General features: G+C 40.4%; 11 protein-coding genes and 1 pseudogene. All 12 read right to left on the reverse strand.

The window, feature by feature from the left end; all coding sequences use genetic code 11:
- Positions 1-359: 359 nt before the first annotated feature.
- The 12 genes and pseudogenes from FS666_RS03845 to FS666_RS03905 all read right to left on the reverse strand — a co-directional run bounded on the left by FS666_RS03845 (position 360) and on the right by FS666_RS03905 (position 16,053).
- Positions 360-1,525, reverse strand: a pseudogene (locus tag FS666_RS03845) (DmpA family aminopeptidase).
- A gap of 294 nt (positions 1,526-1,819) precedes the next feature.
- On the reverse strand, positions 1,820-3,190 hold the full coding sequence (locus tag FS666_RS03850) for a purine-cytosine permease family protein (RefSeq protein WP_144462147.1): 1,371 nt from the start codon (positions 3,188-3,190) through the stop codon (positions 1,820-1,822).
- A 151-nt stretch (positions 3,191-3,341) separates the two neighbouring features.
- Complete coding sequence (locus FS666_RS03855) at positions 3,342-4,520, reverse strand: iron-containing alcohol dehydrogenase (protein ID WP_144462145.1); 1,179 nt, start codon at positions 4,518-4,520, stop codon at positions 3,342-3,344.
- 331 nt (positions 4,521-4,851) lie between these two features.
- Positions 4,852-6,297 carry a Na+/H+ antiporter NhaC gene (gene nhaC, locus FS666_RS03865; RefSeq protein WP_144462143.1) on the reverse strand — a complete coding sequence of 482 codons (1,446 nt, stop codon included), beginning with the start codon at positions 6,295-6,297 and terminating at the stop codon, positions 4,852-4,854.
- A gap of 241 nt (positions 6,298-6,538) precedes the next feature.
- Positions 6,539-8,020: an aldehyde dehydrogenase family protein gene (locus tag FS666_RS03870; RefSeq protein WP_144462141.1), complete on the reverse strand. Its 1,482-nt coding sequence runs from the start codon at positions 8,018-8,020 to the stop codon at positions 6,539-6,541.
- A 61-nt stretch (positions 8,021-8,081) separates the two neighbouring features.
- Entirely contained in the window at positions 8,082-9,461 is a 1,380-nt protein-coding gene (locus FS666_RS03875) for an aminotransferase family protein (protein ID WP_144462139.1), read from the reverse strand.
- A 719-nt stretch (positions 9,462-10,180) separates the two neighbouring features.
- Entirely contained in the window at positions 10,181-11,446 is a 1,266-nt protein-coding gene (locus FS666_RS03880; protein ID WP_144462137.1) for a Zn-dependent hydrolase, read from the reverse strand.
- 107 nt (positions 11,447-11,553) lie between these two features.
- The gene (locus tag FS666_RS03885; RefSeq protein ID WP_144462151.1) at positions 11,554-12,240 is read right to left on the reverse strand and encodes a DUF1028 domain-containing protein; all 687 of its coding nucleotides are present in this window, start codon (positions 12,238-12,240) and stop codon (positions 11,554-11,556) included.
- A gap of 58 nt (positions 12,241-12,298) precedes the next feature.
- Positions 12,299-12,754, reverse strand: a complete 456-nt coding sequence (locus FS666_RS03890) for a Rid family hydrolase (protein WP_144462135.1) — start codon at positions 12,752-12,754, stop codon at positions 12,299-12,301.
- A 41-nt stretch (positions 12,755-12,795) separates the two neighbouring features.
- A complete protein-coding gene (locus FS666_RS03895) occupies positions 12,796-13,356 on the reverse strand; it encodes an FAD synthetase family protein (protein ID WP_144462133.1) in 561 nt (186 codons plus the stop codon).
- Positions 13,357-13,401: 45 nt separating this feature from the next.
- Complete coding sequence (locus FS666_RS03900; RefSeq protein ID WP_144462131.1) at positions 13,402-14,859, reverse strand: 4-hydroxyphenylacetate 3-hydroxylase family protein; 1,458 nt, start codon at positions 14,857-14,859, stop codon at positions 13,402-13,404.
- Between the two features lie 30 nt (positions 14,860-14,889).
- Complete coding sequence (locus FS666_RS03905) at positions 14,890-16,053, reverse strand: flavin reductase (protein WP_144462129.1); 1,164 nt, start codon at positions 16,051-16,053, stop codon at positions 14,890-14,892.
- Positions 16,054-16,617: the final 564 nt, after the last annotated feature.

A 16,617-nucleotide genomic window follows, 5' to 3' on the forward strand; every position in this document is an offset into this window, starting at 1 on the left:
TGGCACTTACTCAGGTTGGACTTCCACCAACTAGCAATTAACGGCTTGCTGGGCACGCAAAAAAGATAAAAGCGGTAAAAACCGCATTATTTTTTTGCCTATTTGTGAACATTAAACTATATATAATTACCAATGTTCGCCTTTAGCTGTTCCATCCTATATTTTAAAATTCGGCATCTCGCAGACTGCCAGATGGTCAATGATAGCTAATTTTAGGACGGACTTAATGGAAACCTCCCTATATTGCAAAAACCTGATTTTAGACTTTAATCAAAAGTGATAATAAAAAAAGTTAGATGAAAGTGAATTCACCTAACTCGAAGATAATAAATTAAGAATAAAAAATACCTATCTATGACTTACATCCTGTTATATTTTTCCATCACATTAACTAATTGTGATTTATCAATAGCCTGCACAGTTTTTCCAAAGGGCTTAACGGTAGTCATTGTTTCCGCTGCAAGCATTGCATTAACAACAGATTCATCAACCGCTTGACAAACCGCTTCATAGATAGGGTCAAATTGTTCATCATTTATAAAATCCATATTTAATTTTTCTTTGGACATCTGTGGAATCTCTATTTCATTAGCTACTGAAATGCAAGAGAAATATCACCGGAATCATTGCCTCCGGGAGTTCCGTTTCTTCCTATACCAATCGCCGCACGTTTTGCCACTCTTTTTAATTGATGAGGGAGCATTGGGATATCCGTTCCTATAATAACGTCAATAGAGCCCTGTTCAGCAGAAAGAACCTTGTTTTCGGATAAATGCTCACCGACAGGAACACCAAGTATAGTCAGCCAATCGCGAATTCCATGGTTAGCTTGAACCAAAGCCCCTACGGCGTACGGCTCTCCACCAATATTAACAACTCGAGAGGATGTTCCCGTACCTCCTTTGAATTCATAACAAATCATCCCGGTGCCGCCACCTACATTGCCCTCGGCAACAGGGCCTGATTCAGCAGATTGAATAGCAGCCATTACATGCTCTTCTTGAATATGTTGGCCGTTAATATCATTTAGAACTCCATCATATGTTTCCGCTATAACAGGCATCGCCCAAAGATGCTCATCACGGTATTGCTCTTCATACTGGTTAATCATCCATTTAACTGTAGCATGGTGGGCAATCCCAACAGAATGTGTATTTGTTAAACAGATTGGACTTAAAAAGTAACCTCCATCGTTAATCCAATGGGTACCTGTCATTTCTCCATTTCCATTAAGACCGTAAAATCCAGCCCAAATCGGCTGCATACGCTCTTTTTTTCCTCTTGGTAAAATGGCTGTGACACCTGTTCGAATAGGTCCTCTACCAATATCAACCGGACCCTCACCGTCGATAACTGTAGAGAAACCAACCTCCACCCCCGGGATATCTGTAATCGCATTATAAGTTCCAGTAACTCCAGGGAATGGTAATCCAAGATCACGAGCGCTTTTCGACTTTTGCATGTAATCCCTCCAACGTGTCCGTCGCTTTATCTCTTTAACTCTACAACCAAAACATAGGGCCATTATACCACCGAGCTCATAGACCTACTCTCCAAAATGATATTGAGGTGGTTTCTTTGAAAATCCTTTGGTTAAAATTTCAAATCGCCAACAAGAATATCCCTTACTAGATTGAAAAAAGGATTTTTGTCGATTATTCTATTGCATTGAATTGAAAAAATATATAAGGTCTTTTAATAATCTTCACACAAGTTCTTTGTTCATCATAAAAACAGCTAGATGAATATTTATCTCCACCTAACTGCCCCTATAGAAGGAATCTTAATATTATATAAATCTACTAATTTTGCTAAATATTCAAGAAGCTGTAGGTTTATTGACCATTTCTAATTTAATTTCATCTTTCATCAGTACATAATATATAATTCCAGGTATAGTTAACGCCACAATCCATGCAAAATCAATATCATGGAGTGCTTTTGAAATAAAACCCTGGTAAATTGTTGTATTGATAAATGGAATTTCAACGAGTATTGTAATGAAGTAAGCTACCATCGCCTTCCAATTATACCTACCGTATTCTCCATTTTTATCAAAGAGTGCCTGTATATTGTAATTTCCATGGCGTAAAAGGTAATAGTCCACCAAATTGATTGTAGTCCAAGGAAAAAGAAAGTACGCAAGAAAAAGTATTAAATTGGAGAAGTTTTCAAGAAAGTTTCCATGCCCTAAAATTGCAATACCAGTTCCGAGAATGCCGCAAATAAATAATATTATAAATCTGGTTTGTATAGTTCCTTTTATTCTAACGATGGTGTCCATGATTGTCGTGAGGGACATAAAAGCCCCGTAAAGGTTAAATACATTTGTAGCTATAATTCCCAATGCAATAGCAAAATACATTCCCAATGACCATTGGGAACCTACAAGATTACTTAAACTCAAGCTTGCATTATCCAAAAAATTTGGAACAGCGATCGCAAGACTAGCACCCAATATCATCATCCAAACAGCACTAAGTACTGAGCCAGCGTATGTGTAAATAAATGCCTTTTGAGGATTCGTATCCTTAGGTAGGTATCTCGAATAATCAGCAACATAGGGGGCAAATGTCAATTGCCAAGTTGCAAAGACACTAACACTGGCTAAAAAAGGAGCAAACTGGAAGTCACTTATTGACCATGTATTTGCAGGAAAATCTAATTTAAAGACCAAAATTGTAACAAAAAAGAAAATTATACCAAGTAATGCAGCAACATATTTTGAGAGTTTGTGTATCATGTCATACCCATAGAAGGTAATGATGAATGTTATAATACTTAATAGCGCTATACTCCAACCAATGGGAATCGATGTACCTGCAGTAACTGCTTGAGCGCCCAATACTGCGTTACTCGCAAAATAGCCCAGGTACATGAGTATAACTAAAAATAGAGGAAATATAGCACCTATAACCCCAAATTGAGCACGACTTTGAATCATCTGGGGTATCCCCAATCTTGGTCCTTGGACTGAATGTAATGCCATAAAGATAGCACCAATCAGATTCCCCAATAGAATGGATACAATACTCCAAAATAAATTAAGCCCAAATACTACTGCTAACCCGCCCGTTACTACCGCTAACAACATAAAGTTAACAGTAAACCATACTGAGAACAAGTTGCGAACATCTCCATGCCTTTCATTTTCAGGAATAAATTCGACAAAACGTGATTCCGCTTTCATAATTCCGCCCCCTTTTTTATAAATCAGTACCATACTTATAAATTATTTTGACGGCTACAACTTCAAATTATTAGAAAAAACAAGCAAACTATAAGCTACCAAGCTTGGAAAAAATAGTTAACTTAATAGCTTATAGAAGTTATATAGATCCTTACACGTGTACATCCATACCTTTATACTCATAAGCAAGTTGAAAGAGTTCAAGATAATCTTTTTTAGTGATATTTCGCGGATTGGCAATTGTACAAATATTATTTTCTGCTCCTTCAGCCAAAAACTCGAAGTCCTTAGGATTTACGTAATTCAAGTCACTAAATTTAGGAATTCCTATACGGCTGGATAATTCCTTGAGTAAATGTACTCCTTTTAAAGCTATTTGCTCTTCTGTTTTATATTCTTCTGATACACCAAGTTTTTTTGCAACTATGGCAAATTTTGCAGGATTTGCCTTAATGTTAAATTCAAAAACAAATGGGAGAAAAATAGCATTTGCTACACCATGAGGAGTGTCATATAGACCACCTAGCGGTTCTGCCATGGCATGAACCCCACCTAAGTCAGTATTACCAAATGCAAGCCCTGCGATTAAACTACCAATTAACATGTTTTGCCTTGCTTCTATGTTATTACCATTTTCAACAGCTTCAGGTAGACTATTTACGATTAGTTCGATTGCATGAAGAGCTAAGGCATCAGAAATAGGCTCTGCCATGTTACATACATAAGCCTCTATTGCATGTGTAAGAGCGTCCATCCCAGTAGCTGCAGTAATTGACGGTGGCAAACTAAGGGTTAATTCTGGATCCACTAAGGCAATTTTAGGTGCTAAATTAAGATCAAATATAAGCATTTTATCTTTAAGCTTAGTATCAGTAATTACAGAAAAGCTTGTAACCTCACTCCCCGTACCTGCAGTAGTAGGAATACAAATTAATGGAGTTATTTCTCTTTCTAATTTATCTGCTCCATATCTCTCTGAAAGATTTCCATCATGAGTCATAAGGGTCCCAATTGCTTTTGCAGTATCCATGGAACTTCCACCACCCAAGCCTATTAATACTTCTATTTTTTTGTCTTTAAATTGTTCATAGGCTTTTTGACAATCTACATCCCTAGGATTAGGTTTTACTTCATCGAAAACATAATAATCTATATTTTCCTTTTTAAGGGAATTTGTAACTTTTTCTAATATACCTGTTTGAGCAAGCCCTTTATCAGTAACAATAAGAACCTTATTTCCATACTTCTTTACTTGCTCACCTACTAATTTTACTTTTCCACTTCCAAATTCTATCGTAGTTGGTAGATTAAATTGAAAATCCCAGTTCATAATACCTCTCCTCCTAAAAGTTTTATTATTCAATATGGATATAACAAACAACACCGGCTGGATTTAAAGCAGATTGTCCTTGGTATGGGTGTGCTCCCTGATAGGATTCCAATCTTGGCAAAAGTCGAGGATGGCAATACAGATGACAAAGATTGGAATCGTAATCTGGTACTGAGGTGCCGAATACAGGCTTAACCCTATGCATCCGTGTAATAATAGGATTGCAACCCTTTTAGAATCACATCCTGCGCAGTATTTTTCCTATGCTTATTTCTGCCTGATTGTATTTACAACGGTTAAATATTGGTTGGATTTAGCTATTGATGTTTGATCATTTTGAATCCACCATAGCTAAACCTACATTACTATCTATAGGCTGGTCTTTTTCCGGCAGACGATTAATTTTTATATTTAGGTACCCAAATGCAATTGCCACAAATGTGCCGAGGTAACAGAAAAATGCGTATGGTGCATATTGAACCGGGCTAACACCAAGCACGGAGTACATGAAGATACCACACGTTGTCCATGGAAGTAGGCTAGCCATTACGGTGCCACAGTCTTCTACTGTACGGGCAAGCAGTTTCGGGTGCAAACCACGTTTTTTGAACTCATCCTTATACATATTTGCCGGAATAATGACGGACATAAATTGGTCACATCCAATTGCATTAGAAGCCCAACATGTTGCGGCTGTTGCGGTAATCATACTGCCTGTACGTTGTATCCTACTGATTAAGCCTCCTAAGAGCGCTTCCAAAAATCTTGCCTTTTGAATAACAGCTCCAAAAGATAATGCGATCAGTATAAGGGTGATGACGAACGCCATTTCAAGAATTCCGCCATTATTTAACAACGAATCGGTAATCTCATTACCTGTTTCTATTGAAAAACCTTCATTCATATAAAACATAGCATCACCCCAAGAATAACCTTGAACATAAACAGCACATAACGCGCCCAAGACAACTCCTATTGTTAAGCCGGGGAGAGCAGGTATTTTAAATATAAAAATTAAAACGATAAACAATAAGGGAAGCAATAACCATGGTGAAATAACGAATTGATCGGATAAAATTTGTTGAATGGTTGCAATCTCCGACAAGTCAGAGCCCTTCCCACTGATAGCAAATCCCATAAAAGTATATATTATCAGTGTAATGATCATTGTGGGAATTGTCGTATTCAGCAAGTTGCGAATATGGTCAAATAAGTTAATACCTACTACACCTGCAGTAAAGTTTGTTAAATCCGATAAGGGACTACATTTATCGCCAAAATATGCACCGGATACAATTGCCCCTGCAACCATGGGCAGTGGCAGACCCAGACCCTTACCGATTGCCATTAATGCAATTCCAATTGTGCCCGCAGCAAACCATGAATTTCCGGCACAACTTACAACTAACGTAATAATACACGCTGTAAGTAAATACCATGTTGGGGATAATATTTCTAATCCATAGTAAATCATTGCGGGCACAATTCCACCCGCCATCCACACGCCGATGAAAGCGCCTACAACGACTAGTATTAGTAGGGCAGTGATCGCCGCACTAATCGTTTTAATAATACTAGTTTCGAGTGATTTCCATGTGTGGCCAAGTCTTAAAGCGACAATGACGGCAACAATCGTACTAAATACAAGCGGCAACTGTGGATCCTGGCCAAATATACCGATACCAACGAACAATGCTGCAGCCATAAATACTATAGGGATCAAGGCAATCCAAAAGTTAGGCAGGCCCATTTCATTTACATTTTGTCCTTTGTCCAATCTATACACCTCACTTTAAATATTAATTGTACGTAAAGGAAGCCTTGGTTTGGGGAGACAGCACGTATGAGTCAACCGATGAATTAAATTCTTAGGAAATTCACTCGTTTAGATTTGTGCCGCTAAACTTCTACTCTACCAGTATCAAGGCTTCCTTTAAAATATCGTTCTAAACCAGACAACTATATTACAAGGCTCATCATTAGTAATTTTTCACAATCTTTAAGTATATCCCTATCGCCTACCCTAAATTAATCCACACGCTCTTTACTTCAGTGTAATTTTGCAATGCATAAGAACCCATTTCACGTCCGAATCCAGATTGCTTGAAGCCTCCAAACGGCGAAGCCGGATCAACCATGCTATAGCAATTCACCCAAACTGTGCCCGCTTTTAAACGGCTGGCTATGTAATGGGCGTTCTTGACGTTTTCGGTCCATACGCCTGCTGCCAACCCGAAGTCTGAGTTATTTGCTCTGGCGATAATTTCGTCCATGTCGTCAAACGGCATGGCAACCACTACCGGACCAAAAATCTCTTCCCTTGCAATTCTCATATCATCGTTCACGTCAGCAAAAATAGTAGGTTCAACGAAGTACCCTTTTTCTGTGTTCCCACCGCCTGCTGCAACAGTCGCTCCTTCTTCCTGACCGATATGAATATAGTTGACAACACGGTCTTGCTGCTCTTTTGAAACTAACGGTCCCATTTCAGTGGTTGTATCTAACCCATGGCCTTGCTTTACATTATTGGCATAGTTGACAAGTTCGGACATAACATTGTCAAAATGCTTTTTTTGGATGAAGACGCGTGAGCCGGCACTGCAAATCTCTCCTTGATTGGCCATGATTCCAGTAAAGACTCCAGGTGCCGCCTTTGAGAGATCAGCGTCTGGAAGGATGATATTCGGTGATTTGCCTCCAAGCTCCAATGTTACACGCTTCATTGTGTCGGCTGCGTTTTTCATGATCATTTTTCCAACAGATGTGGATCCTGTAAATGCAATCTTATTTACATCCGGGTGTTTTACAAGGGCATCGCCCGCTGTCTCACCGAAACCTGGGATAAAATTCACAACACCGGCAGGGAAACCAGCCTCCTCTATCAATTCTGCCAAATACAGCACCGATAAGGGTGTTTGCTCAGCAGGCTTCAAAACAACGGTACACCCTGTGGCTAGGGCCGGCGCAATTTTCCATGCAGCCATCATGAGAGGGAAGTTCCATGGAATAATCTGGCCTGCTACACCAACAGGTTCATGTCGCGTGTAATTCAGGAAATTTCCAGAGACAGGAATGGTTTGCCCCATTACCTTGGTTGCCCATCCTCCAAAATACCGAAACTGTTCAATAGTGTTTGGAAGGTCAGCATTTCTTGTTTCATTGATTGGCTTCCCATTATCCAAAGATTCCAATTGGGCTAGTTCTTCTTTGTTTTCTTCAATCAAATCTGCTAGTTTAAACATCAATCTAGCTCTTTCAGCTGCACTCATTTTTGACCATGGGCCTTCTTCAAAAGCCTTCTTCGCTGCCTTGACGGCTTTATCGACATCAGCAGCGTCTGCTTCACTTACCAATGCCAGTACTTCCCCTGTAGCAGGATTATACGTTTCAAAGTTCTTCCCGGAAACCGCTTCAACAAATTCACCGTTAATATATAACTTCTTCGTGCCTTTCAGAAATTCTTCTACTTTATGTTGTAATACAACCGTTGCAGTTCCCATAATCAATCCCCTTTATTCTTTTCTAACGTTTTCTTTACCTTGCGCTTTCGTCCTGGTTTTTTTACAGAGTTTTCTCAAATGCTGTCAACGCATCATCCACAATGTTGATGATCTCTTCCACTTCCTGCTTGTTGATAATAAGCGGAGGAGCGATCGCAACAATGTTGACTTGGTGTTCAAAGTCTGCTGCTCTCAAAATCAACCTGTTGTCAAAGCAGTGATCAACGACGTACCGTGCAGCTCTGATAGACTGTTCAAACGGAGTTCCGTTTTCAGGATCTTGCATAAGATCAAATCCTGCTAAGAGTCCAACTGCTCTTGTGTTTGCGATATGAGAATGATTTTCTTCCAAGTATTTAAATCCTTTTTTCAGTTCTTCGCTCATTGCATTTACATTTTGAAGAATATTTTGTTCCTCCAGCAGATCCAATGTTGCCAATCCTACAGCGCACGCAGTTGGATGTCCGCTGTATGTAAAACCATGTCCAAGAATCTGATCATATTGTACAAGGGTATCTCTGATTTCTTTGCTTAGAAGGACTGCTCCAAGCTGCGCATATCCGCTTGTAATCCCCTTAGCCACACACATGACATCAGGTTCTACATCCCAGTTTTCTACTCCGAACATTTTTCCTGTTCTTCCGAATCCGCAAATGACCTCGTCGGCAATAAAGAGAACATTCTTCTCTTCACACAGCTTCTTGACAGCCTGCAAGTAACCCTCTGGAGCTACATGAACTCCGCCTGCCCCTTGAACCGGCTCCATGATGACAGCAGCGATTTTGTCGGCTCCCATTTTGTCAATCGTATTTCTAATGCTTCCCTCGTAATCTGGATCGGATTTATCACCAAGTTCAGCGTTAGTCAAATGCGGCTGCGCATGGATAATATCCGCGTCTTTTGAACCTGAGAAGTTGTGGAATCCTTGAATTCCTGTAGCTGTACCGGTTGAGATGGTAGCTCCGTGGTATCCGCGCTTTAAAGAAATGATTGTCTTTTTCTCTTTGTGGCCTTTCATATCCCAATAGTGTCTGACGAGTTTAAACGCTGACTCATTGGATTCTGATCCGCCGGATGTGAAGAATACTGCATTTAAGTCACCGGGTGCCACAGAAGCGACTCTTTCCGCCAAACGGATAGCGTTTTCATTTGAGTAGCCATAAAAAGAGGAACAATATGGCAATGTTTGCAACTGTTCGTATGCAGCTTTTGCAAGTTTTTCCTGGCCATAGCCGAGGTTCACGTTCCAGAGCATGGATACACCGTCTATATATTCATTTCCTGAGACATCTTTTACGCGAATACCTTTTCCTTCGGAAAAGATGATTTTGGGCCCGTTCTCAATGATGTCTTTCGGAACCGTAGTTGGATGAATGAAATGTTCTTTGTCAATTTTAATGAGTTCTTCTACACTTAGATTTTCTTTTACAATATTTGTCATTTATGGTTCCCTCCTAAAAGATGAATAATATATATTTTAATAACCCTTGTCCGACACCTAGACCAGATTTCACCTCCTTAAAGCTTCAGGCAGCGGAATAAGTTGATACCAAACTATTAAACTGTCTTACCGAAACTCTCAAGTTCTTCTGGTCGGTAGACTTCTGCCGATCTCCCCCTATGAACTCGTCAAGAGAATGGTTTCAAACAGAGGCTTTTTCATCACAAAATCGATCCAAACATCCGCATATACCACAGTCAATCCAGGAACTAAATGAATATTGTAAATACCAGCTTTGATCACATGAAAAATCCTTTTCCGCCTTCCCCAAAGCCTTGTCCCAAGGAAACAAGTGCGCTGGAACTTACCATAATACCAACGCCTGTTGCAATGGCAGCTTCCAATCCAAGGCTTCTGTTTAATTGTTGGCTCTTATCAACATCTCCCCCTATTTTTTCAAAATGCTTTCAGTTTTTTAATGGAATAGTTGGTTGATCTCTATAGATGGAGGGTACTTATGATGAGCTACTATCACTACCCTTTGTTGCCGCTTTCAGATTAACGATTATTCTCTTTTTACATTTGCTTTTATGCACCTCCTTTTTAATTTCGGAAATTGTCCTTATTTCTTCTTAAATTGAATTTAAATGATTCATATATATTTGTCAATATGAAAATAATTTTTATTCTAAAATAACAGTCTATTTTTTACCTTCCTCTTATTCATTAATTGCCTGTGCTTCTTTTGACAGCTTTGCGTCAATCTTGATCAGGCCATTCAATAAGAGGTTTGCTGCTTTTTCGATATCTATTGGCTTACTGTATTCTTCCGGGCAATGACTTCGTCCATCTATGCTTTTGACAAAGATCATACAAGCCTTGGTAAAGGACGCCATATGGGCGGCATCGTGCACAGCCATGCTTGGAAAAACTGTGTAAGGCTCCGATAGCTCATCCGCTGTTTCCCGCAAAATTGTAACTATATCTTCATCCATGCGGATTGGCTTCTGCTTGACCATCAGGTTCTGTTCCATTGTGACGCCTCTAGCGGCGAGGATCTTTTGCCACTTCTCTTCAATCGCTTGAATAACGAGATCCATACGCGCATCATTCTCACCTCTGATTTCCAGTACAAAGTTCACTTCTCCCGGCACAATGTTCACAGCATTGGGTTCAACAAAAAGTTGGCCGACTGTGCCGACTAAATCTGTCTCATCCGCACGGCATATCTCTTCTACAGCGAGAACCATCTCAGAAGCCGCAGCAAGCGCATCTGAACGGTGAGCCATCATAGTTGTCCCTGAATGATTCGCCTCACCTTTTAAATAAACGCAGGTACGGTAGACACCGACCATATCTTCGACAATGCCAATGGATAAATTATGAGACTCCAGACGCTTACCCTGTTCAATATGAACCTCGACATAGGCTTTTTTCTCTTTTCTATCTTTCTTCATTTCGTCCAGCTTGTACAAGTCACCACCGGCAGATCTGACAGCGTCTTTTAAAAGCGTACCTTGAGAATCGCTTACATGGATCAAATCCTCTTTGGTAAGTTTGCCGGCAAATGTCTTGCTTCCAAGAGTTGAAAAGCCAAAATCATTCGATTCTTCTGCGGTGAATGATACTATCTCGAGATCATGCTGAAGTGTAACTTTATTTTCCATCAACGTGGTCATTACTTCTTTAGCTATAAGGACACCGAGAGCCCCATCGTATTTTCCTCCATTAGGAACTGTATCCAAATGGGAGCCAATTACAATAGTACCGTTCTTTTCCCCGCTGCCTTTCAGCCTTCCCCAAATGTTGGCAATCGGATCAACCGAAACCTCCAGCTCCAGATCTTTCAATTCCTTGATAAACAATTCGCGGACTTGCATCTCGGGTTTAGAAAAGGCAGGGCGAGTAATTCCTCCGCGTTCATCTTTTCCATAAAGAGCATATTTTTCAATATCATTTAATAACCTTTGCCGGTTAATTTGCATTTTTCAGTAATCCTCCATGTATGTATACTTCAACTGCTTTTGGCTGGTGCAGTTTGGTTGAAATAAGACGCAGCCCTGAATTGCTCGGACTGCATCTCTAAAATTTATTATTCGTCTCCTAGTACCCCATAAGATGGAGCCATTTCAGGTGTAACCGCCCGCACCCTGTAATCTTCTGCTTGAGGGCCATAGATTTCCCACAGTTTTTTCAAGTCTTCAAGTGGGTTCTCACTATAATCAACCCGGAGATCTACATAGGGAAATGAATCCTCTTTATAGACCAAAAGCCCGATAGATCGCTCTTGATCCAATTCACCGCCCATTTGAAAACCTTTTTCAATAGCCAATATCAATCTTTCAGCTAAAGGAAGACCTTCCGTTTCTAAGAATTTTTTGCCCATCCCTGTTGGAATTTCAGGGTCGCTCAAGAGATTACCAATACTCGCTACGTTTTGAGCAGAAAACTCGCCATGAACACCCAGGGCGTTTTCTCCCGTGAACACAGCAGAGTTTCCTTCAGCATCTACAACGGCCAGTTGACGGTACTCTGGAAAAGGCGTTGACTCCTTCATCGCCCGGATGGCATTTTCGGCGCCCAACCCATGCTCCAAAACTGAAAGTCCGATGTTTGCCAATCGGGGATCCGTTACATTCTGGGTGAGTATGGCACCAACCCCTTGTTTGCCCCATGGGCAACGCGCTCCGACAGATGGACTGCTTGAAGTGACCACGACTCCCAATGCTCCTGTTTCGGAACATCTTCCTGCGACTGAAAATGTATTAGTAATTTTCACCATGATCTCCCTTTCTTTCTGGATAATCCGCTATTTCTCTTGTTGATTTTTTAAAAATTTACTCGCTGACGACTGCTTCTACGTCAATTTCCATTTCCATTTCAGGCAGCGCAAATCCGCTTACGATCAATCCTGTGCTGCACGGGTAGACGTCTTTGAAATGCTTGGCGATTACAGGATACACTTTACTTCTGTCTTCGCGTTTTAAGAGATAAACAGTAATTTTACAGATGTCCTTCACTGATCCGCCCGCTTCCTCCAGAAGCTTCTTTACCATTGTACAAGCCATCTCTGCCTGCTCTGTCACATCACCTACTCCATGGAAATTCCCATCCATGTCAAACCCGGTCTGGCCTCTTAGAAAAATTCTGTTTCCGGCTCTGACAGCCATACAGAATTCGTTGTCTATACTAAACTCCGGTTCGGTGAGCTCAGCAGGGTAGTACCCTTTTGTCTTAAACTTTCTGAATCGCTGAACCTTTACTTTATTATCTGTTTCTCCGAATACTGACATGGCCATCTCTCCTTAAGAATTAGAATCAATTTTTATAATTTTTATCGAATCGATGATAAGGAAGCCTCCTCCATCCAGCCCCAATTTAACAGATCATATGCAGCTTCGGATTTTCCTTGTGCAAATAAATTGCGTATTCTTGTGGATGATATAACTTTTCCTTCCTCACACAAAACAGGATCTAGAAGGGAGACTGTAAAATGTTTTCTTAATGTTTGTATATCTCCCTCTCTATTCCTGCCGAATCGGAAGTCATGACCTTCGAAAATCTCCTTTGGGTTTAACTTTCTTATTTCATCCAGAAAGGCGCTGGTACTTTGGGTCATAAACTGTGCATTAAATGAGGCGATCACAGCATGATCAACACCCATTTTTTCCAACTTTTCAAGTTTCTCATTAAGCGGTGTCAGTAACATCGCGTGTTGAAAAAATACTTTCGGGGGTGGATCAAACGTATAAACTGCCAGTGGAACTCCCATTTTTTCAGCTCTTTTTTTTGCATGTTGGATGAGTGTCTGGTGCCCCTTATGCAGACCGTCCAGCGCACCAATGACCAAGACGCACTCGGGCAGCTGCACATAGTTTGACTTATAGACTTGCACTCAGAAGCCCCCCCTCCTGTACTTTATTTCTTAATTAAATCATCTTCATTTTTTAACCACATTAGGCTGTATATTAGCTGCCTTGATTACCATTTCACGATGCGGTTCCAAATCATAGTTTTTAAAGGCTACGGCAGACTGAGCAAATGGGGGACTTTGGGCAAACAACTCAAACGTAATTTGATGCCCCGCCAAAGAAGAATTCAACAAGTCTCGGGCGAAGTAAAGTAGTTTAGCTCTTTCTTTCGCACTCCATTTACCTACAGAATAATACCTGTCAATATGTTCCTTGATCTTCGGATCTGTGATTGTTTCCATATCTGGTGTTACCGCCAACTGGCCTCCCACTAACTCACGCGCCAAATGTGCCATTGCCGGGAAGTGCTTTAACGCCTGAATTCTTCCGGTGTATAATAGGGATTGATTCGGCATCATTAATCCGCCGGCAGTCTCCTGTGCTTCGGCAATAGCCGCAGTCAGGTGGGCATTGATCGTCTCGCGATACGTGATCAACTCAGTAAGCTTCTCCTGTACAGATGGAATTTTTGTCAAGCCAGTCTGCTCTACGTTTAAAAGTGCTACTCCCAATAAATAGTCGGCCCTTTTCAATATACGCAATACATAGTTGAAAGCCGAATATCTGTGTAATGTTTCACGGATATACTTTGCGGACTCAAGTGAACGGTGGAATAACACATTTTCCCATGGAATTAACACATCATCAAAAATCAACAGTGTATCAATCTCTTCAAATTTAGAAGAAATTGGATAGTTTTCCGGATCTTTGCCGGCTCCTATAGATGAACGGCAAATGTGCTTCAAACCCGGTGCACCCATATCGCAAATAAAGCCTACAGCGTAGTTTTCCATATTGACGCTAGCATTTGACCAATTGGAAATCGTCGGCTTTACAAAGGCTTGATTGGCATAAGCGGCAGCGGTTTCAAACTTGGCCCCCCTCACAACAATTCCTTTCTCATTCTCATCCACGATATGAAGGAGTGTCCCCCCGTCTTCACCGTTAATTAATTTGCTGCGGTCTCCTTTCGGGTCAGTGTTTGCCGAAACATGAAAAAGGTCCTCTCTTGCTATACGATCAATATGATATCTAATATTTTCTGCGTAAGTGGGATCAATTTCATTCAGCCGGTCCTGGGCATCATATAAAGACCACATTTCACCGATTGTCTCGTCTCCCACACGGTAGACAACCCCACCTAATTTATCTAAAACGGTATCTACATATTTGCGGATCGCCTGTAAATCCTCTTTTGTCTTCGGCATCTGGTATCCTCGGCAAATTACATCTCCATCAGGGAGGGTTACCGTACATATGTCTTTGTATTTCTCTTCATGATTCATGTCATACATACGTGCTTTCACATCAATAATCGGTTTAAAAGCCGGATGTTCCGTTATGTTATGAACTCTTTCTCCGTCAATATATACTTCTCTACCGTCATTCAAAGATTGTTTATACTCTTCTCCAGTTCTCAAAGCCATCTGCTTTCCTCCTTTTGCTATTAAAAATGATTAAATACTTCCTCCGGCATTTCCGATTAAGTATTTTCCTAGTTTTTTGGCTTCCTCATTATGCTGTTTGATAATTTCTATTGCTCTTTTCTTATCTCTGGCTTCATATGCTTTCAGTAACGACATGTGGTCTTCGGATAACTTTTTCAGTTCGTTGTATGCTTTATCATTATTGGTTTCTAAGGCAGCCCTTAAAGCGCTGAACATGACAGATTCGGCAGTCAACCGGCGGTAAGACTCCAACAATGTTGCACTTTGCGCCAAGGCAACGGTATATTCATGAAGCGAAATATTGGCTTCAATGTACTTATCAGGGTCTATTTGTAGCCCGTTTTCCGGAATAGTTTCTTGAACACGCTTTCTTAATTCCTTAAGCTCTTCGTCTGAAAGTTTACCAATGGTTTTTTCTACTGCCGCAATCTCAAGAACATTACGAGTATCCAAAGCATCATGAAGCTTTTCAACAGTCAAAGGGGTGACCATATAATCTCCATCTTCCGTCTGGGACACCAGTTGTTCCCCTTCCAGCTTGGTTAGTGCATAGTAAACGGACTGCCTCGGAAGCTCCAACTGATTGACTAAATTGTTTATGGATAGGTCTTGATCCACAGTTAATTCCCGTTCCAATATTTTCTTTTTAATTGTACGATAAGCATTTTCATTGTCATAAGGTTGGAAATGTCCAAATTTTCCGCGGTAGTATGCTAAAGGATTTTTATCTTCTACACCGGCATTTACCACTTCTGCCAAAAACACTGAGTGCGTGCCGCCTGTTACTTCCTTAACTACACGACACTCCAAATGTGCCAATGCCTCTCGGAGAATCGGTGCTCCCAATTTTCCATAAGTAATGTCAACCCCTTTGAATTTGTTTGTATTGGGACGGGCAAATTGAAGCGCCAATTCTCCTTGGTCTTCATGAAGGATGTGGACGCCGAAAAATTTGGACTTAGAAATCGCATGGCATGTGCCGGTATTTTGGTTGACACATACAAGCAACATTGGCGGCTCCATCGATAAAGATGTAACAGCGCTTGCTGTTATTCCAAAATTCCTCCCTTCATTGGCGGTTGTGACAATGGTGACCCCACTCGCAAAGTGGCCGATAACATCTCTGAATAATGTATTATCTACCGTCGGGATACTGTTAATGTCAGGTGCCATATTATTCCTCCTTCACCTCACGGATTTTATTTATAACAATCGTAGTTACGCGGCAAATCCAATCCAATTTGTCAGCGTTTTCCCATTCGGCCTGGTCAAATCCCTTATAGTCGGAATCTTCTATAAATAAAGCTTAACGGACTTTTTCTTTAAATCGTTCATAATTAAATAACTTATATATTGTTTGGAGTTTAAATCGCTTTAAAGTTCATTCAAATAAATATCCATACCTAAGGACAGCTAAGAACTTTTACAAGGTGTAATACCCTGTGCAATTACACTTTGTTGAGTATGTCCAATTGATTAATTTTTCAACTTATTCCCAATAAAACAGTTTAAACAATGAACAGACTCGCATAACCCCGCTTATAGGAGATTATTTTCTTGCACTATCCAAAAATAATTAAAAGTAAATCTCATTCACCAATTGATCGTTCCTCCTTTAGGATAAAAGGGAATTTTTCTATATATATTCCTTAAATAGGATAAAAAAATAACATTAACTTACTTTAATGACAAATTGAAATTAAACTCCTATTATAAAATATCTAACAATTCCTTATT

It is taken from the genome of Siminovitchia fortis, assembly GCF_007681465.1.
Classification (GTDB): domain Bacteria; phylum Bacillota; class Bacilli; order Bacillales; family Bacillaceae_C; genus Siminovitchia; species Siminovitchia fortis.